Annotated in this window: 20 protein-coding genes and 1 tRNA gene; 8 read left to right on the top strand and 13 right to left on the bottom strand. The window is 70.3% G+C overall.

What is annotated here, in order from left to right; translation table 11 throughout:
* Positions 1-24: 24 nt before the first annotated feature.
* Complete coding sequence (locus tag IEY99_RS06795) at positions 25-1,050, bottom strand: aldo/keto reductase (protein ID WP_189200261.1); 1,026 nt, start codon at positions 1,048-1,050, stop codon at positions 25-27.
* 239 nt (positions 1,051-1,289) lie between these two features.
* Between IEY99_RS06795 and IEY99_RS06790 the strand changes: the two genes are divergently transcribed.
* On the top strand, positions 1,290-2,027 hold the full coding sequence (locus tag IEY99_RS06790; protein WP_189200259.1) for a hypothetical protein: 738 nt from the start codon (positions 1,290-1,292) through the stop codon (positions 2,025-2,027).
* Between the two features lie 62 nt (positions 2,028-2,089).
* On the opposite strand, the gene IEY99_RS06785 is transcribed toward IEY99_RS06790, so the two are convergent.
* The 5 genes from IEY99_RS06785 to IEY99_RS06765 form a co-directional block, all read right to left on the bottom strand.
* On the bottom strand, positions 2,090-2,950 hold the full coding sequence (locus tag IEY99_RS06785; protein ID WP_189200257.1) for a LamG-like jellyroll fold domain-containing protein: 861 nt from the start codon (positions 2,948-2,950) through the stop codon (positions 2,090-2,092).
* A gap of 118 nt (positions 2,951-3,068) precedes the next feature.
* Positions 3,069-4,094 carry a CNNM domain-containing protein gene (locus IEY99_RS06780; RefSeq protein ID WP_189200255.1) on the bottom strand — a complete coding sequence of 342 codons (1,026 nt, stop codon included), beginning with the start codon at positions 4,092-4,094 and terminating at the stop codon, positions 3,069-3,071.
* Positions 4,087-5,421 carry a hemolysin family protein gene (locus tag IEY99_RS06775; protein WP_189200253.1) on the bottom strand — a complete coding sequence of 445 codons (1,335 nt, stop codon included), beginning with the start codon at positions 5,419-5,421 and terminating at the stop codon, positions 4,087-4,089. Before IEY99_RS06775 ends, IEY99_RS06780 begins: the two co-directional genes overlap by 8 nt.
* Before the next feature lie 143 nt (positions 5,422-5,564).
* Positions 5,565-7,706: a (Fe-S)-binding protein gene (locus tag IEY99_RS06770; RefSeq protein ID WP_189200251.1), complete on the bottom strand. Its 2,142-nt coding sequence runs from the start codon at positions 7,704-7,706 to the stop codon at positions 5,565-5,567.
* Positions 7,707-7,901: 195 nt separating this feature from the next.
* Complete coding sequence (locus tag IEY99_RS06765) at positions 7,902-8,165, bottom strand: cell division protein CrgA (protein WP_189200249.1); 264 nt, start codon at positions 8,163-8,165, stop codon at positions 7,902-7,904.
* A gap of 168 nt (positions 8,166-8,333) precedes the next feature.
* Here IEY99_RS06765 and IEY99_RS06760 point away from each other — a divergent pair, with 168 nt between their 5' ends.
* The 4 genes from IEY99_RS06760 to IEY99_RS06745 are packed head-to-tail and all read left to right on the top strand — an operon-like array spanning position 8,334 to position 11,415.
* Positions 8,334-9,143: a DUF881 domain-containing protein gene (locus IEY99_RS06760; RefSeq protein WP_189200247.1), complete on the top strand. Its 810-nt coding sequence runs from the start codon at positions 8,334-8,336 to the stop codon at positions 9,141-9,143.
* Positions 9,143-10,486, top strand: coding sequence for a class E sortase (locus IEY99_RS06755; protein WP_229798263.1), 1,344 nt, complete (start codon positions 9,143-9,145; stop codon positions 10,484-10,486). The genes IEY99_RS06760 and IEY99_RS06755 overlap by 1 nt, the downstream gene beginning before the upstream one ends.
* Before the next feature lie 9 nt (positions 10,487-10,495).
* Positions 10,496-10,756, top strand: a complete 261-nt coding sequence (locus tag IEY99_RS06750; protein WP_189200245.1) for a hypothetical protein — start codon at positions 10,496-10,498, stop codon at positions 10,754-10,756.
* A gap of 8 nt (positions 10,757-10,764) precedes the next feature.
* On the top strand, positions 10,765-11,415 hold the full coding sequence (locus IEY99_RS06745) for an aminodeoxychorismate/anthranilate synthase component II (RefSeq protein WP_189200243.1): 651 nt from the start codon (positions 10,765-10,767) through the stop codon (positions 11,413-11,415).
* Positions 11,416-11,470: 55 nt separating this feature from the next.
* Here IEY99_RS06745 and pknB read toward each other — a convergent pair whose 3' ends face one another.
* The 7 genes from pknB to IEY99_RS06710 all read right to left on the bottom strand — a co-directional run bounded on the left by pknB (position 11,471) and on the right by IEY99_RS06710 (position 20,386).
* A complete protein-coding gene (pknB, locus tag IEY99_RS06740; protein WP_189200241.1) occupies positions 11,471-13,273 on the bottom strand; it encodes a Stk1 family PASTA domain-containing Ser/Thr kinase in 1,803 nt (600 codons plus the stop codon).
* The gene (locus tag IEY99_RS06735) at positions 13,270-14,658 is read right to left on the bottom strand and encodes a serine/threonine-protein kinase (protein ID WP_189200239.1); all 1,389 of its coding nucleotides are present in this window, start codon (positions 14,656-14,658) and stop codon (positions 13,270-13,272) included. The genes pknB and IEY99_RS06735 overlap by 4 nt, the downstream gene beginning before the upstream one ends.
* A 1-nt stretch (position 14,659) precedes the next feature.
* Positions 14,660-16,162: a peptidoglycan D,D-transpeptidase FtsI family protein gene (locus IEY99_RS06730; protein ID WP_189200237.1), complete on the bottom strand. Its 1,503-nt coding sequence runs from the start codon at positions 16,160-16,162 to the stop codon at positions 14,660-14,662.
* Positions 16,159-17,616 carry an FtsW/RodA/SpoVE family cell cycle protein gene (locus IEY99_RS06725; RefSeq protein ID WP_189200236.1) on the bottom strand — a complete coding sequence of 486 codons (1,458 nt, stop codon included), beginning with the start codon at positions 17,614-17,616 and terminating at the stop codon, positions 16,159-16,161. The genes IEY99_RS06730 and IEY99_RS06725 overlap by 4 nt, the downstream gene beginning before the upstream one ends.
* Positions 17,617-17,697: 81 nt before the next feature.
* The gene (locus IEY99_RS06720; RefSeq protein WP_189200235.1) at positions 17,698-19,122 is read right to left on the bottom strand and encodes a PP2C family protein-serine/threonine phosphatase; all 1,425 of its coding nucleotides are present in this window, start codon (positions 19,120-19,122) and stop codon (positions 17,698-17,700) included.
* Positions 19,119-19,601 carry an FHA domain-containing protein FhaB/FipA gene (locus tag IEY99_RS06715; RefSeq protein WP_071804040.1) on the bottom strand — a complete coding sequence of 161 codons (483 nt, stop codon included), beginning with the start codon at positions 19,599-19,601 and terminating at the stop codon, positions 19,119-19,121. Before IEY99_RS06715 ends, IEY99_RS06720 begins: the two co-directional genes overlap by 4 nt.
* 5 nt (positions 19,602-19,606) lie before the next feature.
* Complete coding sequence (locus IEY99_RS06710) at positions 19,607-20,386, bottom strand: FHA domain-containing protein (RefSeq protein ID WP_189200730.1); 780 nt, start codon at positions 20,384-20,386, stop codon at positions 19,607-19,609.
* 168 nt (positions 20,387-20,554) lie between these two features.
* On the opposite strand from IEY99_RS06710, the gene IEY99_RS06705 reads away from it, so the two are divergent.
* The 3 genes from IEY99_RS06705 to IEY99_RS06695 all read left to right on the top strand — a co-directional run bounded on the left by IEY99_RS06705 (position 20,555) and on the right by IEY99_RS06695 (position 22,945).
* Positions 20,555-20,637, top strand: a tRNA-Leu gene (locus tag IEY99_RS06705).
* A 431-nt stretch (positions 20,638-21,068) separates the two neighbouring features.
* Positions 21,069-22,142 carry an NAD-dependent epimerase/dehydratase family protein gene (locus IEY99_RS06700; protein ID WP_189200233.1) on the top strand — a complete coding sequence of 358 codons (1,074 nt, stop codon included), beginning with the start codon at positions 21,069-21,071 and terminating at the stop codon, positions 22,140-22,142.
* On the top strand, positions 22,139-22,945 hold the full coding sequence (locus IEY99_RS06695; protein WP_189200728.1) for a WecB/TagA/CpsF family glycosyltransferase: 807 nt from the start codon (positions 22,139-22,141) through the stop codon (positions 22,943-22,945). Before IEY99_RS06700 ends, IEY99_RS06695 begins: the two co-directional genes overlap by 4 nt.
* Positions 22,946-22,965: the final 20 nt, after the last annotated feature.

Here is a 22,965-nt window from a genome sequence, read left to right as displayed (position 1 = left end):
CTCATTTCCTGAGCCCGTGCCGGGTCACGCGGTGAGCTGACCCGCCGCGTCTTCCTCGAGCTGAGCGAAGCCGGGGAACGCCGCGAGGTGCGCCACCATCCGCGCCCGCTGGTCGTCGTCGGGAAGCGGTCCGCGCAGGGCCTTCATGTTGTCCTGCACGTGTGCCGGGTTGGCGGCGGACGGCAGGACGACCGTGACGGCCGGCTGCGCCAGGACGTACTTCAGGAAGAACTGGGACCAGGTGGTGGCGCCGAAGTCGGCCGCCCAGCCCGGTACCTGGTGGCCCTCGACCAGCCTGTGCAGGCGGCCCGCCTCGAACGGCATGGTGACGGTGACGGGGATGTCCCGCTCCGCGGCGAGCGGCAGGATGTGCTCCTCGGCCAGCCGGGTGGCGATCGAGTAGCGGACCTGGACGGCGTCGACGTCGAAGTTGCGCATCAGGATTTCCATCGCCGGGTAGTACCGGGTCTCGTGGTGGCTGACGCCGACGTACCGCACCTCTCCGGCGCTCTTCCACCGGCCCAGCATCGGCACGACGGCCTCGGGCTCGGCCAGGTCGCCCACCTGCACCACGTCGATCTGGTGGCGCCGCAGCCGCGCCTTGGCGGCCTGCAACTGGCGCGACATGCGGCTCTCGCTGAGGTCTCCGTCGGCCGACCGGAAGTTGCGGGTCAGGAACATGCCGCCGGTGATGCCGAGGGCGGTGGCGACCTCACTGAACATCAGCTCGGAGTCGGCATCCAGCCGCGAGGTGTCGACCACCCGGCCGCCGGCCTTCCAGTACGCCTTCAGGACGTCCCGCAGGTGCGCCCGCTGCACCGCGGGGTGCTTGTCGGCGTTCACCGTGGCGCCGAGCCCGATCGCGGGAAGCCGTTCGCCGGTGCGCCCGAGGGTACGGAAGGCGAGGTTCCGGTGGGCCGAGGCCGCGTGCGCGGCCTGTCCCCGGCCGGCAGCCCCGGTGGCGAGCAGCACGCCCGCTCCCGCCACGCCGGCGGTGAGCACGTTGCGCCTCGTCGGTCGGCCGAGCCGGGATGCCGAAGGCTCATTCATCGAAGTCACGTCGCCCCTTCAGGTTCCAGACCCGGGACACTAATCGAGAAGGGCACCCGGGGACACCCCGGCCCGTCCACCGGAGACGCGGGATGACACTGCGTGAGCGTCACGCTCTGTTGAGTGGTTTGCGGCCCGATCGGCGCGGCATTGCGGGAACGCTCAGACGGTCTTGCGGGTGGCTTGAGAGTCCGGTGTCAAGGTTCTCTAGTCACCGACGCACGTGGAGGAACGCAGACATGAAGCTGGCACGCCTGGTTGCCGCCCTGGGTATGGCGATGATCGCCACCACCCTCGCGGTTCCGCAAGCGGCTTCCGCGGCGACGCACGTGCCGGGTCCGCCGATGGGCCTGACGAACGTGCGGTCGTACCAGAAGGCCATCGAGACGTGGGTCTACTGGAAGCCGGTCGCGGGCGCCTCGAACTACCTCGTTACGGTCAGCGATGGAATCGTCACTCGGCAGTACGTCGTCGCGGCCACCCAGAAGCTGAACGCGGGCGGGCAGCACCAGCTGACGGTCTCGACGCCGAACAAGTGCTCGCGGTACCGGATCACCGTCGCCTCCCGCGACGCGCAGGGCCAGGGGACCAGCCGGTACGTGATCGAGAAGTCGCTGGCACCCACCTCGGTGATCAAGGCGAAGGCGGTCCGCTCGGCCGACCCCACCAGGGCGACCTTCACGTACTCCGCGCCGCAGTGGATGGGTTACCTGGGCGGCCCGACCGGCGGGGCGACGCAGGACGACAAGAACAACCCCACGATGAGCTTCACCAGCACGGCCCAGCTGGTCCGGGTCTCGGACAACAAGGTGATCTCCACGACCACGGACAACTCGAACAGCTGGACCGCCGCCCGGTCGCAGACCTTCACCGGCCTCGACCCGCAGCGGGCCTACGTCCTGAAGATCACGAACAGCAACAAGTGGGGCAACTGCGCCAACCAGCTCGGCCGGATCCTGCTCAACCCGCAGGCCTGACGGCACCGACGGATCCCGCCCCGCCCCTTGCCGCCGGGCGGGTTCCGTGTGCGCGTCCCGGGTCAATGGATCGACAGGAAGACGTTGTCGATCAGGCCGGCGTACTGGTCGTTGCCCTTGTTGGCGCCCTTGCCGCCGACCCGCAGCGGTTCGGCGTTGGCGATCGACAGGCGCGGCGGCACGGGCACCGACGCCCGGCGCACGCCGTCGACCGCGAGTTCCAGACGGTTCGCCGTACGGGTGCACACCAGCTGGTGCCAGGTCCCGTCGGCCACGTCGACCAGCGGTTCCGCCCGGTAGATGCGGTTGCGGCCGGCGATCACGCAGCTGGGGTGGCCCGCCCGGTGGTCGACCTGAAGCTTGAACTGGCTGATGCCGCCGACCGAATACCCCTTCTGGAGGACGTTGGCGCCGTCCGCGAGGTCGCTGTGGGTCATCAGGACCGACGCGCCGTACTGCATCGGACGGGTGCCGGGGTTGAGGCTGTCGTCGCGGAAGCCTTCCAGGATCGCGCGGGGGCATTCGCGTTCCCGAAGGAGGGTGCAGCGGTCCGGATACTGCACCGCCAGGCCCGCGCCCTGCGGGACCAGGCTGAGCGTGCCGCCGTTCTGGCCCAGGGGGCGCAGCTCGAAGCCGCCGCGTACGTCGGTGATCGGTGCCGTCACGCCGCCGTCGAAGGTGTAGCGGACGGTGACCGGGGCCGCCGCGACGGCGACCTTGCCCGGCGGCGCGGGTGCCGCGAAGCCGAAGGCCGCGGGGGTCAGGACGCCCGCCGACGGGCGGGGCATGATCAGCGGCGTGAGCCGGGGCGCGGCGTCGCTGCGCTGGGCGAAGTGGGCGACGGCCAGCAGGCCCGCGCCGAAGACGGCGGTGGCCGTGAGCGCGCCGAGCGGGCTGAACCATGACCGGCGAGTGTCGAACATACGTTTATTGTCCGAAAATCGGGCAAAAGTGGTGGGCCCAAACTCCGGGCCGGCGCAAAAGTGGCCTAAACCACCCCAAAGGGGGTAAGCCGAACGGCCCACCGGGACGGTCGGTACGTCACCCGCTCCGCGGTGCCGCGGGCTCACCGATCACCGCGTGCAGCACGTCGTCCAGGGAGATCACACCGAGCGGCCGACGCCCGTCGCTCACCAGCACGATGTGGCGCCGGTCCCGGCGCATCGTCAGCAGCAGATCGGCCAGGTTGCGGTCCGGCGGCACCACGGCCAGCGGCCGGATGATCTCCCCCGGGATGGGCAGCCGGCGCTGCGCGCCCGTATAGCCCAGGACATCCTTGACGTGCACGAAGCCGAGCACCCGCCGCGACTCGCGCTGCACGACCGGAAAGCGGGACCGCCCGCTGCGGGTCGCCACCGCCTCGATCGTGGCCGGTGACGCGTCGTCCGCCACCGTGGTCACCCCGGACCAGGGCCGCAGGGTGTCGGCCGCCGTCCGCTCGCCGAGGCCCAGCGCCGCGTGGATGCGCTCGTACTGTTCCGTGCCGAGCAGCCCCTCCGACCTGGCCTGGGTCACCATGCCCGCCAGCTCCTCGGCGGTGAACACCGTCTTGACCGCGTCCGTCGCCTCGATCTTCCACAGGGCCAGCACCATGCGCGACGCCCAGCGCATCGCGGTCAGGACCGGGCGGGTCGCCGTACAGAAGGCGAGCATGAACGGGCCGAGGATCAGCGCCGAGCGTTCCGGGCCGGCCAGCGTGATGTTCTTGGGCACCATCTCGCCGACGACGGTGTGCAGGAAGACCACGACGACGAGGGCGAGGACGAACGCGACCGGGTGGATCGCGCTCTCCGGCAGGCCCGCCGCCGCGAACGGGCCCTCCAGCAGGTGCGCGAGCGCCGGCTCGGCGATCGCGCCCAGGCCCAGCGAGCAGACCGTGATGCCGAGCTGCGCACCCGCGATCATCAACGGGATCTGGTTCATCGCCGACAGCGCCCAGCGCGCCGGGCGGGACGTCTCCGCCAGCGGCTCCAGGGCCGTACGCCGGGACGCGATCAGCGCGAACTCGCCGCCCACGAAGAGGGCGTTGCCCAGTAGCAGCAGGACGGTGACGACCAGCTCAGTCATCGGCGGGCTCCGGCGGCGTGACGACGCGGACCTGTTCGATGCGGTGCCGGTCCACCTGCATCACGGTGAACTCCCAGCCTTCCTCCTCGAGCGACTCCCCCGCCGTGGGAATGTGACCGAGACGGGCGAGCAGAAAGCCGGCGAGCGTCTCGTACGGCCCCTCGGGCAGCCGGAACCCCGTCTGCTCGGCGAGCTCGTCCTCGCGCAGCAGGCCGTCGACGAGGATCGTCCGCCCGCCGTCGGGCGCGGTCAGCTCCTCGCTGCCGGTCTCCACCACGTCCACGTCGTGCTCGTCGGCGATCTCACCCACCAGCTCCTCGATGAGGTCCTCGACGGTCACCACGCCGTCGGTGCCGCCGTACTCGTCGACCACGATCGCCAGGTCGGCGTCGGCGGCCCGCAGCGCCGCCAGCACCCGGTCCAGCCCGAGGCTCTCCGGGACGTAGACCGGCTCCCGGGCCACGGCCGACACCGGCGTGGCGGCCCGGCGGTCGGGTGCGACACCGAGCGCGTCCGACACGCCGACGACACCCATGACGAGGTCGAGCGTCGACTCGTACACGGGAAAGCGGGTGTGCCCGGTCTCCCGCGCCACCGTGATGAGGTCCGCGAGGCTGGCAGTGGTCTTGAGGCCGACCACGTCGACGCGCGGCGTCATCGCCTCGGCCGCGCGCTTCTCGCCGAAGCGGATGGTGCGGCGCAGCAGCGTCGCGGTCTCGTCCGGCAGCGCCCCGGCGCGGGCGCTGATCGCGGCGAGCAGCCCCAGCTCCTCGGGGGAACGGGCGCTGGCGAGCTCCTCCTGCGGCTCGATCCCCATCCGCCGGACCAGCCAGTTGGCGGAGCCGTTCAGCGCGCTGATCAGCCATTTGAAGAGCTTCGAGAAGGTACGCAGCGGCGCCGCCGTCAGCAGGGCGACCTTCATCGGGCGGGCCAGTGCGGCGTTCTTCGGTACGAGCTCGCCGAAGAGCATCGACACCAGCGTGGCCAGCACCAGGGCGAGCAGGTGGGTGATGGCGGCGGTGTGCCGGCCGCCGATCGGCGCGATGGCCGGGGTGAACAGCCGGGACAGCGCGGGCTCGGCCAGATAGCCGGTGAGCAGCGCGGTCAGCGTGATGCCGAGTTGCGTGCCGGAGAGCTGGAAGGAGAGCTCGTGCAGGGCGTCGCGTACGGTGCGGGCCCGGCGCTCGCCCGCGTCGGCACGCTTGTCGATCTCCACCCGGTCGACGGTGACCAGCCCGAACTCGGCGGCGACGAAGAACGCGTTGCCCACGGTCAGCAACGCGAAGGCAGCCAGCGGAAGCACCGCCGTCAGGATCAGGCCGTCCATGATCGGTTCACCTCGGCCCTCATTGTGCCGGAACCGCCGGTCTCATCGGCGTCCGCGGTGCCCGGATCCGGGCCGCCGCGGCGCTGGCCACCACGACGGCGGACGTCGCCGCCGCCGTGGTGGTGGTGTCCTGGTGAGACGGCCTAGGCCTGCGCCTTGTCGCCCTTGATGCTGCGCAGCAGCACGCTGGCCACGTCGACGACCTCGACGTTCTCCTGCTCGCCCTTGCCGGTGACCCCGTCGCCGATCATCGTGTAGCAGAACGGGCAGCCGACCGCGATGGTCTTCGCGCCCGTGGCCAGCGCCTCTTCGGTGCGCTCGACGTTGATCCGCTTGCCGATCTTCTCTTCCATCCACATGCGCGCGCCGCCGGCGCCGCAGCAGAAGGAGCGCTCCGAGTTGCGCGGCATCTCCTGGATGCCGCCGGCGATCGCCGAGCCGAGGACCTCGCGAGGCGCCTCGAAGACCCGGTTGTGCCGGCCCAGGTAGCACGGGTCGTGGTAGGTGACGCCGCCGTCCACCGGCTGCACCGGGGTGAGCTTGCCCTCGGCGACCAGGTGGGCCAGCAGCTGCGTGTGGTGCACGACCTCGACCTTGAGGCCGAGCTGCTCGTACTCGTTGCCCAGGGTGTTGAAGCAGTGCGGGCAGGTCGCGACGATCTTCTTGACCTCGGCCTCCTGCAGCGTCTCGACGTTCTGCTGGGCCAGCATCTGGAAGATGAACTCGTTGCCGATGCGGCGGGCCGGGTCGCCGGAGCAGGTCTCGCCCTCGCCGAGGATCGCGAAGTCGACGCCGGCCTCGTGCAGCAGCGTGGCGACCGCCCGGGTCGTCTTCTTGGCGCGGTCCTCGAAGGCTCCGGCGCAGCCGACCCAGAAGAGGTACTCGAAGTCGGCCTCGCCGACCCGCTTGATCTCGAAGTCGAGGCCCTTGGTCCAGTCCTCGCGGGTGTTCTGCGGCGCGCCCCAGGGGTTGCCCTTGTTCTCCAGGTTGCGCAGCATGACGCCGGCCTCGGCCGGGAAGTTGGACTCGATCAGCACCTGGTAGCGGCGCATGTCGACGATGTGGTCGACGTGCTCGATGTCCACCGGGCACTGCTCGACGCAGGCACCGCAGGTGGTGCAGCTCCACAGCACGTCGGGGTCGATGACGCCGTTCTCGTCGACGCCGCCGATCAGCGGCCGGTCCGCCTCCGCGAGCGCCAGCACGTCGACGCCCTTGAGCTGCTCCTCGGTGCCCTTCTCCTCGCCCGTGAGGTCCTTGCCACCGCCGGCGAGGAGGTAGGGCGCCTTCGCGTACGCGTGGTCGCGCAGCGACAGCACCAGCAGCTTGGGCGAGAGCGGCTTCGCCGTGTTCCAGGCCGGGCACTGCGACTGGCAGCGGCCGCACTCGGTGCACGTGGAGAAGTCCAGCAGGCCCTTCCAGGTGAACTGCTCGACCTGGGCGACACCGAACTGGTCCTTCTCCGGGTCCGCCTCCTCGAAGTCGAGGGGCTTGCCGTCGCTCATCATGGGCTTCAGCGCGCCCAGGCCGGAGCCGGCCGGCTTCTCCGGGCTGCGCTTGAAGAAGATGTTGAAGAAGGCCAGGAACCGGTGCCAGGCGACACCCATCGTCACGTTGAGCGAGATGGTGATCAGCCAGCCCATGGAGATGCAGATCTTGACCAGGCCGACCCAGGTCGGGCCGTTGGGCGCGGCCGGCAGCAGCGCGCCGACGCCGTGGCTGACCGGCGTCGCCCAGGCCGGGTACTCGAAGGTGTCGTTGGCGACCTTGAAGCCGCGGATCAGGAAGCCGCAGATGAGGACGCCGACGATGATCGCCTCGACGAAGTAGCCCTGCCACGCCGTGGAGCCGGTGAAGCGGGACAGCTTGCGCCGCATGTCCCGCTGGCGGCGGTAGATGAGGTACAGGATGCCGAGCAGGCCGAGCACGCCGATCCACTCGGTGACCAGGCCGTAGCCGACCCAGTGGCCGATCAGCGGCAGGCCGCCCTTGGGGTTCGCGATCTCGAAGTAGGCCTCGACGACCAGCAGGAACAAGATCATAAACGAGACCATGACCAGCCAGTGCGCCGCGCCGACCGCGGTCCACTTGAGCATCCGGGTGTGCCCGAGCGTCTCGACCAGCATGGTCCTGGTCCGGGTGCCCTTGTTGTCGAACCGCGACGGGTCGGGCTGACCCTGACGGATCACCGCGGTCATGGAGATGACCGCCCGCACCGCCAGGACGACCGCCACGAGGGTGACGGCGCCCGCCAGGACGGTGGCGACGATCTGCGCGATGCCCATCTGCCTTGTGCCTCCTCGGTCGGGGGTGCCGACCTATGTTACCCGCGGGTAATCAATCTGCATGCCGGCATGACGGTTGAGTTCGTCTCACCCGGCGCCCGGCGACTGTTCGGTGCCGCTCCAGCCGAAAGCGCACCCCGCAGGCAGAACGGCCCTGGGGGGTGCGCGGTCGGACTGAAGCAGACTTTACGGCGGTTATCGCCAGCGAGAGAGGATTCCCAGAGAGGCCACCATGCAACCGAAGCCGATGGCCAGGTTCCAGAAGCGCCAGGCCTCGACCGGATACCGCTGCTCCGAGAGGTAGTAGACCACCAGCCAGGCGATGCCGAACACGATCAAGAAGACCGCCGAGAAAGGCACCCAGAACGGGCTCGGCTTCTTGGACGCGGCCGCCACGGCGGGGCGGACATCCGTCGGCGGCGTGTAGACCTTCTTCTTGCGAACCTGTGACTTCGGCACGGCGCTCTCCTGAGGGCAACAAGTGGTGAACAACCCACCCCTGAGCGGCTCCGGGGACCCCGAACGCTGCCCGTGGCGAATACTGTTCGACAGCTAGCGTAGTCAAACCGGCGCGCACGCAAGCACCCGCCGGTGGGTTTTTCGGACCAGCACGAGAGGAAGACCGACGTGGAGTACACCACGGGGACGCCCTCGTGGCGACTTGTCCTGCGCCGGGCCCTCGGCGGGCTCCGGCCGCGGCGGCGGGGCCAGCGGCAGCGCGGCTGGTCGGTGGGCGTACCGCTGATCGCGCTCGCGGCGGGTCTGCTCTTCACCACGTCCGCCACCACCGCCGACGGAACCGCCCTGCGCGACGACCGCCGGCCGCAGCTCGCCCAGCTCATCACGGACAAGCGGGTACGTCTGGAGGCCCGCGAGCGGCAGGCCGCCACGCTGCGGGCGGCCGTGGACGAGGACGCCGCCCGGCTCGCCGACGTCGACGAACCGGTCAAGGAGGCCCGCCAGCGCGCCGACGGCATGCGCGAGCCGGCGGGGTTCACGGGGCTGCGCGGTCCCGGCGTCACGGTGACGCTCAACGACTCGTCGCGGCGGACCACCGACGGCGGCCCGGACGCGCCGCAGAACGACGATCTGGTCGTCCACCAGGGTGACGTCCAGGCGGTGGTGAACGCCCTCTGGGCTGGTGGGGCCGAGGCGATGACGATCATGGATGTCCGCGTCATCTCCACGAGCGCGGTACGCTGTGTGGGCAACACGCTGTTACTACACGGCCAGGTCTTCTCGCCACCCTTCAAGATCACGGCGATCGGCGAACCCACGGCGCTGCGTCGGGCGTTGGAGTCCGCAGAGGGAGTCCAGCAATTCCGCGACGCTGTCGCCGACTACGGCCTCGGCTACACGGAAACCGTCGAGAGGAACGTGACTGTGGGGGCTTACGACGGGTCGAGTGACCTCCGATCCGCCGAGGTCACCGAGTGATGGTGCCGCCGGACAACCCCGAGGGCAGGACGAACTCGGGCCGGCACCGCGCACCGGACGGCGACGCACAGACGGCATTCATCCCCCGCATCACGGACGCGTCCCCGGACGGCGTGCCGGGCGGCCCGCTGGAGCCGCCGATCGGCCTGGGCGGTCCGGCAGCTTCCGACACCGGCACCGACCCCGTCGTGGTCCGGGCCGCGGTCCGCCCGCAGACCCCTCCGGTACGCGCGAGCCGCCGGCGCCGGCCCCCCGAGGCCGGCGCGGCGCCGGTCGACGGGCTCCGGCCGGAGCCTGGCGTCCGGCCGGGGCCCCAGGACGACCCGGGCCAGGCCGCCTCCCGGCCGCGCAACAAGGCCCCGCACCGGCCGGTCGGCGATCGGAACGCCGCCCGGCAGCGACCGGTCCCCGCCCAGGCGGACGGCGCCCAGGGCATCGCCCCGGCAGGCATGCAGGACGTCGGCGGCGTGCCGGACCCCGCCGCGACCGCGGTGCTCCGGGCTCCCGAGATACCGCGCTCCGCGCGAGAAGAGGCGCCGGAGGTCGCAGCGCCGGTGGAGGAGGCCAAGCCGAAGCGCGGCGAGCGGGTCGTCAAGCTCCGGCCCGAGCAGACCGGCGACGGCTACAAGAGCGTGTATTCCGAGCTGACCCGGCCGACGCTCGGTTCCCGGATCCGCACCGGCATCCGGGTCACCGGCGAGCTGATGATCACCTTCGGCCTGATCGTCCTGCTGTTCGCCGGGTACGAGGTGTTCGGCAACTCCGCCAAGGTCGAGAACGAGCAGGACACCCTCGCCACCCAGCTGGACGAGGAGTGGAACGACCCCACGGTGGCGCCGAGCGCCGGGCCGACCGCGAAGGCTCCCGCGGCGCCGGGCAAGGGACTGGTGGGACGTCTCTACATCCCCAAGTTCGACATGAAATGGGTCGTCGTCGACGGCGTACGCCCCCAGGACATCCGGTACGCCCCGGGCCACTACCCGGACACGGCCCAGCCCGGGAAGATCGGCAACTTCTCCGTCGCCGGGCACCGCATCCGCAAGATCTTCTGGCGGCTGGACGAGCTGAAGACGGGCGACGTGATCGGCGTCGAGACGCGCGACAACTGGTACGTGTACAAGGTCATCGGCAGCGAGGTCGTCAAGCCGAACCAGGTCGAGGTGGTCGCGCCGGTGCCCGGCCAGCCCGGCAAGAAGGCCACCAAGGCGCTGCTGACGCTCACCACGTGCAACCCGAAGTACAACAACTATCAGCGGCTCATCGTGCACGCGGAGCTGGTGGACACGCAGAAGCGGGATCCCACGCTGCCCGAGGCCGGCAAGCCCGCCGAGATGAAGGCGTAGGGAGGGCCCGTGTACGCCTGGATCTGGCGCAAACTCCCCTTCGGCCTGTGGGGCAAGCTGACCGGCTCGCTCGTGCTGGTCCTGGCCGTCGGCGCACTGCTCTGGTACGTCGTCTTCCCCTGGGCGACGCCGCTGCTGCCCTTCGACGACGTGCAGGTCGGCACGGGCACGGAGCAGCAGGGTCCGGTGCCGGGCGGCGGCGCCGACCCCGGACCGGACGAGATTCCGTACGACCAGCACACGAACAACCCCGAACCGTCGGCGAGTTAGGTGTCCCCGTGCGCATCCTGGTGATCGACAACTACGACTCGTTCGTCTTCAACCTCGTGCAGTATCTCGGCCAGCTCGGCGCCGAATGCGAGGTACGCCGCAACGACGAGATCTCGGTCGCCGACGTCGGCGGCTTCGGCGCCGCGGGGATCCTGCTCTCCCCCGGACCGGGCACGCCCGAGCGAGCCGGCATCACCCTGGACGTGATCCGCGAGTACGCCGGCAAGCTGCCCATGTTCGGCGTCTGCCTCGGCCACCAGGCGATCGGCGCGGCGTTCGGCGCCACCGTGACCCGCGCCCCCGAGCTGTTGCACGGCAAGACCTCGTCGGTGACGCACAAGGGCGAGGGCGTGCTGGCCGGGCTGCCCGACCCGTTCACGGCGACCCGCTACCACTCGCTGGCGGTGGTGCCGGAAACGCTGCCCGACGAGCTCGAGGCGACCGGCTGGACGGAATCCGGCGTGGTGATGGCGATGCGCCACCGCTCGCTGCCGATCGAGGGCGTCCAGTTCCATCCCGAGTCCGTGCTGACCGAGGGCGGCCACACGATGCTGGCCAACTGGCTGGCGGCGTGCGGCCTGCCGGAGGCCCTGCAGCGGGCGCCCGAGCTGGCGGCCGAGGTGGAAGTCCGCCGCCGGGCGGCCTTCGCCTCGGCCTGAGGCGCAACCGAAAGGCCCGGATCCTCCGGGGAGGATCCGGGCCATTCGCCTGGCTCTAGTTGCGGATGAGGCCGCCGAGGCCGGTGCCCGGCCCGCCGCCGTCGGAACCGCCCGGACCGTCCGGGCCGGTCGACTGCGAGCCGCTCGGGTCGGGCGCGTCCGGGGCGCCGATGAAGAGGGTGACCGTCGTCGACGTGGGCCGCTTCTCCTTGCCGGCCGGCGTCTGCTTGAACACCTTGCCCGGCTCGGCACCGCTCTCGTTGGTCAGCTCCACGTTGACGTTGGTGAAGCCGCGGTCCTCGAGCAGCGCACGGGCCGCCGACTCGTCCCTGCCCAGCACGTCCGGGACCTCGACCAGGTTGCCCTTGGACACCTGCACCGTGATCTCCGTTCCGGGAGCCACCTGCTTGCCCTGGGACTCGACGGAGATCACCACTCCCCTGGGGGCGTCGTCGTCGACGTAGTCGATGACCGGCACCAGCTTCTTGTCCTTCAGGGCCGCCTCGGCGGCATCCTGCTGGGCCCCCACCAGGTTGTCCGGGACGGTGACCTTCTTCGGATCCTGGCACAGGATCAGGGTGACCGGCTGATCGAGCCGCAGCGAGCTCTTCGCCGGTGGTCTCTGCTCCTCCACCTTCTCCTTGCAGTCGTCGGTCGTCTTCGGCGGGCCGATGACGATGTTGGTGAACCCGGCCCCGGTGAGAACGTCGCGCGCCTCGCCCTCCGACATGCCGGTCACGGTCGGCACGGACGCCTGCGCGGGCGGCGCGTCCGTCCCCTTGTCTCGGTTGGACAGGGCCAGGCCGATGCCGAGCGCAACCACCGCGAGGACGCCGAGGGCGGCCAGCACGGCCATCACCCAGGACGACGTCTTGCGCTCCGGCGGCTGCGGGCCGCGCGGGCCGGCCGCCGCGGCCGGGATCGGGCGGGTCATCGCGGTCGGTGCCTGGCCCATCGGGCCGGCCATGGCCATGGTCTCGGCCTCGCTCATCACCGGGGTCGCCATGACGGGACGGCCGGAGACGGCGCGCAGGGCGTCCGCGCGCATCTCCTGCGCGCTCTGGTAACGGTTGAGCGGGTTCTTGGCCAGGGCCTTCAGCACGATCGCGTCGATGTCCGGGGACACCTCGCGGTTGATGTCGCTGGGTGCCTTGGGATCCTCGCGGACGTGCTGGTACGCCACGCTGACCGGGCTGTCGCCGACGAAGGGCGGGTGGCCCACGAGCAGCTCGAAGAGGACGCAGCCGGCCGCGTACACGTCGGAGCGGGCGTCGACCGACTCGCCGCGGGCCTGCTCCGGGGACAGGTACTGGGCCGTACCGATGACGGCGCTGGTCTGCGTCATGGTGGTGGCGCCGCTGGCCAGGGCCCGGGCGATGCCGAAGTCCATGACCTTGACCTGCCCGTTCTGCGTGATCATCACGTTGCCGGGCTTGATGTCGCGGTGGATGATGCCGTGCCGGTGGCTGAACTCCAGCGCGGCGCAGATGTCGGCGATCATCTCGAGGGCGCGGCGCGGCTGGATGCGCTGCTCGGCCGCCAGCACCTCCTTGAGGGTGCGCCCGTTGACGAACTCCATGACGATGAACGGCTGCCGTTCACCGGTGGACGACGTCTCCTCGCCGGTGTCGTAGACCGCGACGATCGCGGGGTGGTTCAGCGCCGCGGAGTTCTGCGCCTCCCGGCGGAACCGCTCCTGGAAGGTGGCGTCGCGAGCGAGGTCGGACCGCAGCATCTTGATCGCCACGTCGCGACCGAGCCGAAGGTCACGGCCGCGGTGCACCTCGGCCATGCCGCCGTAACCGAGCAGCTCGCCGACCTGATACCTGCCACCCAGCAGGCGGGCCTGCGCCGTCATAGCGTCTGTCGTCCTTCGGTCGCCGGATACGGGCTGTGCGGAACACAAACCTGCTTCGTAAGACGGTACGACGGTGCCGCCGCGTATGGTTCGACGGCGCCGAGAGTGGTGGTGTTCCCCTCCTTCAGCAGGAAGGAAATCACCCCGGCGCAGAGCAGAACAAGCAGCGCCAGCACGACGGCCAGCACGATCAGGACCTGCCGTCCGCCCGAGTTGTCCGACTGCTTGCCGGGCGCCGCCTGCGGATGCTGCATCGGCGGCGCCGACGGATGCCGGTACGGCGGTTGCGCCGACGGCACGGAAGCCGCTCCCCGCGCGCCCTGCCCGCCCGACACCGGCCGGGGCACGGGCGGATACGGCGGCCGCGCCTGTCCCGCGTTCGGGTGCGCGGGCGAGCCGGGCGCCGGCGCACCCGAGTGCGGCCGGTTGGGCACCGGCGCGCCGCCGGACTGCGGCCGGTTCGGCACCGGCGCACCGCCGGAGTGCGGCCGGTTCGGCGCCGGACCGCCCGACATCGGGCGACTGACCGGCGCGGAGCCGTTGACGGCCGGCTGATGCACCTGAGTGGTCAACGAGGACGCCGCCTGCCGCGCCACCGAGGCCATCGCGGACGCCGTGGGCCAGCGGGCGCCCGGATCCTTGGCCATCGCCCGGTCGACGATCGCGCGCACGGCGGGCGGGATGTCGGCCGGCAGCGGGCGCGGATTGTCCCGGACATGCTTCATCGCGATCTCGATCGGCGTGGCGCCGTCGAACGGCCGGTGCCCGGAGAGGCACTGGTACGCGACCACGCCGAGCGCGTACACGTCGGACGCCGCCGTGGCGACCGCGCCGGAGGCCTGCTCGGGAGAGATGTAGGAGGCGGTGCCCAGGACCGACCCGGCCACGGTCAGCTGCCCGACGAGCGCCGACCGGGCGATGCCGAAGTCGGTGAGCACGAGCGTGCCGTTCGGGCGTACCAGCAGGTTGCCGGGCTTCACGTCGCGGTGCACGATCCCGTTGGCGTGCGCGGCCTGCAAGGCGTCCGCCGCCTGCGCGACGAGCGCCATGGTGCGTGCCGGGGTGAGACGGCCGACCCGGCTGAGGGTCCGCGACAGCGCGTCGCCCTCGACGTACTCCATCACCAGGAAGGCGAGCTGCTGGTCGCTGCCGTAGTCGTAGACGTCGACCACGCCCGGGTGGTTGATGGTGGCCATGGTCCGGGCCTCGCCGCGGAAGCGCTCGGCGAAGCCGGGCTCGTCCAGCAGGGCGGGCAGCAGGATCTTCACGGCGACCGTACGGCCGAGCACCTCGTCGGTGCCCCGCCACACGTCGCCCATGCCGCCGCCGGCGATCCGCTCGTCCAGGCGGTACCGGCCACCGAGGGTCACCCCAGGGCTGATCATCTCAGTCCCCTCCCCCGCCGGCAGCGGCCTTCATGATGAGCCCGCCGATCCGGGCGGCTTCGGAGCTGCCGTGGGCTGCGGGAACCCGCTCCATCATGACGCAGACCGCGGAGACCGGCTGACCCTTGCCGTCGAAGGCGAAGCCGATGAACCAGCCGTGCGGGTCCTCACCCTCGCCGTTCTCCGCCGTACCCGTCTTGCCGCCGACCTCGTACCCCTCGATCTGCGCCTGCGTGCCGGTGCCGTTCTCGACGACACTGACCATCATGTCCTTGAGCCGGCCGGCGACGTCGTCGTTGATCGGCGTCCGCAGCGTCTCGGGGTTGGCGTTGTAGATCGGGCGCCGGTCGGCGCTCAGCAGCTGCTGCACGAGGTACGGCCGCATCTGCTGGCCGCCGTTGGCGACGGTGGCCGCCATCAGCGCCCCCTGGACGCTGGTCATCCGGACCTCGTTCTGCCCGATCGACGACTGGGCCAGGGCCGCCTGGTCGATGCTGCCGTCCGGGTTCTGCATCTCGCCGGTGTGGCTGGTCACTACCGGCAGCCCGCCGCCCTTGAGGTTGCCGATGGTCAGGTCGTCCTGCTCGAAGCCCCAGTCCCGGGCCTCCTGCTTGACCGTGTCGCCGCCGAGCTTGACGCCGAGGCGGGCGAAGCCGGTGTTGCAGCTCTCGGTGAGCGCCTGCTTGAGGGTCACCTGGGCCTCGGGGCACACGCTGGGCGCGGCGTTCCTGATCTCCTTGCCCGCCCCCGGCGCGGTGTACGACGGACCGGCCTCGATCTCGGTGTCCGGCTCGTAGCCGTTCTTCAGCGCCGCCGAGGACATGATGACCTTCATGACGGAGCCGGGCGGGTAGATCTCGGACGTCGCCCGGTTGAGCAGGGGCTTGTCCTTGTCCTTGTTGAGCTCGTTGTACGCCGCCGTCGCCGCCTTGTTGTCGTGCGAGGCCAGCGGGTTGGGGTCGAAGCTCGGCATCGACACCATCGCCTGGATGGCGCCCGTACGCGGGTCGATCGCGACCGCCGAACCCTTGGTCGCCCCGGACTGGTTCCTGGTGAGCTGCTTCCAGGCGACTTCCTGCGCCTTCGGCTTGATCGACAGCACGACGTTGCCGCCGCCCGGCTGCTCACCGGTGAACATGGCGCTGATCCGGTCGGCGAGCAGCTTGTCGCTGGCGCCGGAGAGGAAGTCGTTCTCGCTGCGCTCGATGCCGACCTTCTCGAGGTTGACCGGCTTGTAGCCGATGACCGGCGCGTACACCTGCTTCTCCGGATAGACCCGCAGGTACTTGAGGGTGCCGTCGGTCGGCTTGCTCTCGGCCAGCGGCCGGCCGCCGGCCTCGATCACGCCGCGGGGCACCTCGTACTCGGCGACCTGCACCCGGCCGTTGTAGTCGCTGGTGCGGTAGTCGTCTGCTTTGTAGGCCTGGACCCAGTTGAGGTTGGCGAAGAGCAGGCCGAAGAGGACGAGAATGACCACGCCGGCCTTGCGCAGGGGGGCGTTCACGGCTTGATCACCTCCGTCATGGCGCCGTGCAACTGCACGGGCGGTTGCTTCGGCCCGGTGGGCTGCGCCGCGGGTCCGCCCGTCGCGGGCCTGCGCGCGGCGTCGGAGATCCGCAGCAGCATCGCGACGAGCAGCCAGTTCGCCATCAGCGAGGAGCCTCCGGCGGACAGGAACGGCGTGGTCTGACCGGTCAGCGGGATCAAACCGGTGATACCACCCACGATGACGAAGACCTGCAACCCGAGCGTGAACGCCAGGCCGCCGGCCACCAGCTTGCCGAAGGAGTCGCGGACGCCCAGAGCCGCCCGCAGGCCGCGCTCGACGATCAGCAGGTAGCAGATGAGCAGCGCGGAGAGGCCGAAGAGGCCGATCTCCTCGCCCAGCCCGGCGAAGATGAAGTCGGTGCGCACCTCGGGGACCAGGCCCGGCGATCCGGAGCCCGGCCCGGTGCCGAACATCCCGCCCGTGCCGAGGCCGAGCAGCCCCTGGACGAGCTGGAAACTGCTGCCGAACTCGCGGTAGTAGAAATCCGAGTTGAACGGGTCCAGCCACACCGACGCGCGGTCGTAGAAGTTGGCGAAGGGCCCACCCACCGACGCGCCCAGCAGGTACGCCACGTAGACGCCGCCGAAGAACATCACCAGGCCGATGATCAGCCAGCTCGCGCGCTCGGTGGCGACGTACAGGGTCACCACGAACAGCCCGAAGTACAGCAGCGCCGTGCCGAGGTCCTTCTCGAAGACGAGGACCAGCAGCGAGAGCAGCCAGACGGTGACGACCGGGCCGAGGTCGCGGCCGCGGGGGAAGTCGATGCCGAGGAACCGGCGGCTGGCCAGCGAGAGCACCTCGCGCTTGCGGACCAGGTAGTAGGCGAAGAAGGAGACCAGCGCCAGCTTGGCGAACTCACCCGGCTGGATCGAGACGCCGCCCAGCTTGATCCAGAGGCGGGCGCCGTTGATCTCGGAGATGGACGCCGGCAGGACCGCCGGCAGCATCACCAGGACGATACCGATCAGGCCCAGGGTGTACGCGTACCGCGAGACGACCTTGTGATCACGCACGACGAGCAGCAGCACCGACGCCAGGATCAGCGCCAGCAGCGTCCACATGAGCTGCTTGCCGCCCGTGCCACCGAAGACGCCGGGGATCGGCTCCTTCAGGACGATCGCCCGGCCGAGGTCGAGGCGGCGCAGGAACGCGACCCCGATGCCGTTGATCAGCGCCACCGCGGGGATCAGGATCGGGTCCGCGTGCGCCGCGGTGAAGCGCACGACGAAGTGCAACCCGACGAAAAGCACGCACAGCAGCGCCGGCGGGACCCAGAATGAGGAGGTGAGCGTGTCCAGCTGACTGGCCTCGACGGTCGCGGCGAAGATCGTCACGATCACCATCGCGAACAGCAGCAGACCCAGCTCCGCGTTGCGCCCCGTGGCCGAGCCCGGGATACGCGGCATCTCACCCGTGGGCGCGGGTGTGGGAGCCGGGTGTGCGGGCGCGGTCAAGAGGAGGTCCCCAGACTTCGGTCGGGCGGTCGCTCAGTCCACGGGCCGGCACCCGACCGGGTCGCTGGTGACCGGCGGGGTCGAGGCCGAGGGCTGGGCGTCCGGCGTGGTGGCGGGCGCGAGAGCGGGTACCGACCGGGTGGTGCCACGGGCGGGAGCCGAGGGTTTGGCGGACGGCGCGACCGTGGGGTTCGCCGACGGCGTGAGGACAGGCGGCGCGCTGGTCGGCGCGCACACCGGCTTGAGGTTGGGGTTGGACGCGTCCTCGCTGGTCAGCTCGAGCAGCCGGCGCTGGGCGTCGGGCTTGCTGTCGGCGTGGATGCCCTGCTTGACCCGATCCTGAGCGACCGTGGTGAGGTCGTCCAGCCGGGCGGTGCTGGTCTCGTCGACGCTGGAGAGGTCGAGGCCGGCGATCTGCCCGGGCACGCCCTGGAAGATCGCGAGTTGTCCCTCCTCCGTGGCGCCGACGTAGTACTGCTCCTGGGTGTATTTCCAGCCCGTCCAGAGGCCGCCGCCCAGGAAGGCGAGCAGCAGCAGGACGAGGACGGCCGTGCGGACCGGGTGCCGGTTGGGCGGCTCCGGCTCGTCCCGCTCGTACGCCTGGTTCTCCGGCTGCGCCGGCCGGGGTGGCGCCTGCAGCGCGGCCGCACGCGCCGCCGCGCTGGAACTGTCGGCCACGGTCGCGTTGCCGCGGTCCCGGGCCGCCGCGCCGCCGACGATCGGCGCCTGCTCGACGATGTCCGCGTCGGTCGCGTCGGCGACCACCACGGTGATGTTGTCGGGACCGCCGCCGCGCAGCGCGAGCTGCACCAGCCGCTCCACGCACAGCTGCGGGTCCGCGATGTCCCGCATGCTCTCGCCGATCGTCTCCGCGCTCACCACGCCGGAGAGACCGTCGCTGCAGATCAGGTAACGGTCGCCCTTGAGCACCTGGCGGACCGAATACTCCGGGTCGATGTCGCGGCCGTCCAGGGCCCGGGTGAGCAGGGAGCGCTGCGGATGGCTGCTCGCCTCCTCCGGGCTGATCCGGCCCTCGTCGACGAGCATCTGCACGTACGTGTCGTCCTTGGTGATCTGCGAGAACTCACCCTGGCGCAGCAGGTAGGCACGGGAGTCCCCGATGTGCACCATGCCGATCTTGCTGCCGGAGAACAACACGGCGGTCAGCGTCGTGCCCATCCCCTCCAGGTGGGGGTTGGCGTCGACGGTGTCCCGCAGCTGCTGGTTGGCCGCCCCGACCGCGTGCCGCAGGGCGTCGACGAGGGCATCGCCCGGCACGTCCTCGTCCAGCGGGGCCATGGCGGCGATCACGATGTTGCTGGCGACGTCACCGGCGGCCATGCCGCCCATGCCGTCGGCGACGGCGAGCAGCCGCGGTCCGGCGTAGACGGAATCCTGGTTTCCGTCTCGGATCAGACCGCGGTCACTCTGGGCGGCGTAGCGCAGGGTCAGGGTCATGGCCGTAACTCGAGAGAAGTGCGGCCGATCCGGATCGGCACGCCAAGGGGGACGGGAGTAGGTCCGGAGACCTTACCGCGATCGAGATAGGTCCCGTTCGTCGAGCCGAGATCCTCGACGAACCACTGCCCGTCGCGCGGTACGAGCCGGGCGTGCCGGGCGGACGCGAAGTCGTCGGTGATGACGAGCGTCGAGTCCTCGGCACGCCCGATCGTGATCTGTGCCTCACCGAGCGTGATCCGTGTGCCGGCCAGCTGCCCGGCGGTCACGACGAGCTGCCGCGCCGCCTTACCCCGCTTCGCCTTCGCCGGCCGGCCAGGACTCATCACCCCGCCGACCCCGCGCGGCGAGGCGACGATGCTCTTGGACCGGACACCGGCGAAGAGATCCTTCCGGATGACCCCGACCACCGTGAACACGAAGATCCACAGCAGGATGAGGAACCCGAAACGGGCGACGGTGAGGACGAATTCGGGCAAGGTGGCTAGCCGTCCACTCGGAACGTCAGCGTCGTCGTGCCCAGCTGGATCATGTCGCCCGGGTTGAGCGCCACGGCGGACACCCGCTGGCCGTTGACCATGGTGCCGTTGGTCGAGCCCAGATCGGTCAGCACCACCTGGCTGCCGTCATAGTCCAGACGGGCGTGCCGGCGCGAGATGCCGACATCCGGCAGCCGCAGGTTCGCCTGGTCACCGCGGCCGATGACGGTCGAACCCATCTGCAGCGGATAGGTACGCCCGTCGCCCGAGACCAGGCCGACGTTACGGCCGTTGGGCCCGTGCTGATATCCGCCCGGCTGCTGGTCGTACGGCGAATAGGCGGGCTGGGCGTCGTACGCCGGCTGCTGCACCGGGGCGACCTCGCCGCCGGTGTACACCTCCGCCGTCACCCGGAACATGCCCGTGTCCAGCCCGTCGCCGCGCTCGATCTCCACGATGACGTCGCCGTACACCGTCCAGGCCTGCTCGCCGATGAACTCGGCCTGCGACTGCGCCAGCTCCTGCGCCAGCGCGGCGGCATAGGGCGCCAGCCTGCTGTGGTCGTAGGGCGAGAGATCGATCACGTAACGGTTCGGCACGAGAGTCCGGCCACCGGCGAGGATAGCCTTGTGTGCCTCGGCCTCCCGCTGCATGGCATTCAGAATCTCCACCGGGTGCACGACACCCTTGAACACCTTCGCGAAGGCCCCCTCGACCAGGCCTTCCAACCGCTTCTCAAAGCGCTGCAGCACGCTCACCGGCTCCTCCTCGGGTTCCGAGGACATGATGGTATCCGGCCGCCGCTTGCGCATCTTCGCGACGAGCGACCGGTCGCTCCTGACCCTCGTATAGCGGCCCCCGACGCCGTGCTAATCTTCCCTGGCGTCACGGGCAGTACCTGCTCGCGATGTAACGAGGGACAGCGTAATCTGTTCCGGCTGATGCAGTGCCACGGGGATGTGGCGGAATGGCAGACGCGCACGGTTCAGGTCCGTGTGTCCGAAAGGACGTGGGGGTTCAACTCCCCCCATCCCCACGAGTGTCCGGGTGGCCTCTGTCCGCGGAAAGCGCGGACCGGGGCCACTCGTCATATCTGCTCCGGGGGCCGAGCCCCCGGAGACCCCACGGTGCGGTGGGCGCTGTGGGTGGGTTTGCTCACTCTGGGTGACTCGTGCGGCTGCGCCGCCCTTGATTCGGGCTGTGCGGCTTCGCGGCTTCGCCGCTTCGCCGCTTGCTGCCGCGGGCCTTGGTCACCGGTTTGGTTCGTTCAGCGTCTGTTCCTGTCCTGGTTCTGTCCTGGTTCTGTCCTGTTCCTGTCCTGCCTGGGGTGGGTTTACTCCTTCGGTGGCCTGGGCTGTGGCTTTGGTGGGGGGTGGGGGTGGGCGGGTTATGCTCTCGTCTGGTTTTTTGGTGTTGAGTTCTTGGTGTTGAGTTTCCTGGTGTCGAGACCCTCGGGAGAGTTCACTCGTGGCCGTTGCTCTGGTGACTGGATCAGGTGGGCTCATCGGGTCCGAGGCGGTGCGGCACTTCGCCGGGTTGGGGCTCGAGGTTGTCGGGATCGACAACGACATGCGGCAGGAGTTCTTCGGGGCCGAGGCTTCGACCGCGTGGAACGTGCAGCGGCTGACGGCTGAGCTGGGGTCGGCGTACGAGCACCATGGGGTGGACATCCGGGACCGGGATGCGGTGGCCCGGATCTTCCAGCGGTACGGCAAGAACATCGCGGTGGTGATCCATGCCGCGGCGCAGCCGTCGCACGACTGGGCGGTGCGGGATCCGTACACGGACTTCGACGTCAATGCCGGCGGCACGCTGACGATGCTGCAGAACACGCGGGAGTACTGCATCGAGGCGCCGTTCATCCACTGCTCCACCAACAAGGTGTACGGGGACACCCCGAACCGGCTGCCCCTGGTGGAGCAGGAGACGCGGTGGGAACTCGACCCGGCGCATCCGTACTACGACGGTATTACCGAGGACATGTCGATCGACGGGTGTTTGCACTCGATCTTCGGCGCCTCCAAGGTCGCGGCCGACGTGATGGCTCAGGAGTACGGGCGCTACTTCGGGATGAAGACGGCGATCTTCCGGGGCGGGACGCTGACCGGGCCGGCGCACTCGGCGACCGAGCTGCACGGCTTCCTGGGGTACGTCATGCGGGCGAACATGGAGCGGCGCACGTACCGGATCTTCGGGTACAAGGGCAAGCAGGTGCGGGACGCGATCCACAGTCACGATGTGTTGAGCGCGTTCGAGGCGTTCTTCCGCAACCCCGGCTCCGCGAAGGTGTACAACCTCGGCGGCGGGCGGCACTCGAACTGCTCGAACCTCGAGGCGTTCGCCCTGGCGGAGAAGATCAGTGGCACCCCGATGATCACTGAGTACGTGGACGACAACCGCATCGGCGACCACCAGTGGTGGATCGGCTCGATGGCCGCGTTCCAGGCCGACTACCCGCAGTGGAAGCAGGTCTACGACGTACCGATGATCCTGCAGGAGATCTACGAGGCCAACGTCGACAAGTGGGTCCCGGCTTCATGATCGATCGGGGCAAGCGCAACGTCCTCGGCGTCCTGGTCGACGCCGTCGACTACGAGGCCGCCACCGCCCGGATCATCGAGGCGGCCCGGGAGCGCCGGCACTACGCGGTCACCGCGCTCGCCGTGCACGGCGTGATGACCGGCGTACAGGACAAAGCGCACAACGCCCGCCTCAACTCCTTCGACCTCGTGACGCCCGACGGCCAGCCCGTCCGCGGCGCGCTCAACCTCCTGCACCGGGCCGCCCTCGCCGACCGCGTCTACGGCCCGGAACTCACCCTGCGGGTGCTGCGCCAGGCGGCGGACGAGGGCCTGCCGGTCTACCTGTACGGGTCGACCGACTCCACCCTGGACAAGCTGGTCCCGGCGCTGGAGAAGATGTTCCCGGCGCTGAAGATCGCCGGCATCGAGCCCTCCAAGTTCCGCAGCAACCGCCCCGGCGAAGAGGTCGAGATCGCCGACCGGATCAAGGCGTCCGGGGCGCGGATCGTCCTGGTCGGCCTCGGCTGCCCCCGGCAGGAGATCTGGGCGCACGCGATGCGTCCGCTGCTGGACATGCCCCTGCTCGCGGTGGGCGCGGCCTTCGACTATCACGCGGGTCTGCTCAAGAACCCGCCGCCGTGGATGCAGAAGTACTCACTCGAGTGGCTGTGGCGGCTCGGGCTCGAGCCGAGGCGGCTGTGGAAGCGCTACCTCCTGCTCAACCCGGCGTACCTGTCGCGGCTCGCCGTGCAGAAGGCCGGCGTGTGGAAGGCCGCACCACCGGCCGGGACGACCGAGCCGGTCCGGACCTTCGCCGTCTAGGGCACACCGGTCGCGGTGCC

It is taken from the genome of Couchioplanes azureus (assembly GCF_014648355.1).
Classification (GTDB): Bacteria; Actinomycetota; Actinomycetes; order Mycobacteriales; family Micromonosporaceae; genus Actinoplanes; species Actinoplanes azureus.
This window is presented reverse-complemented; position numbering and strand designations above follow the sequence as displayed.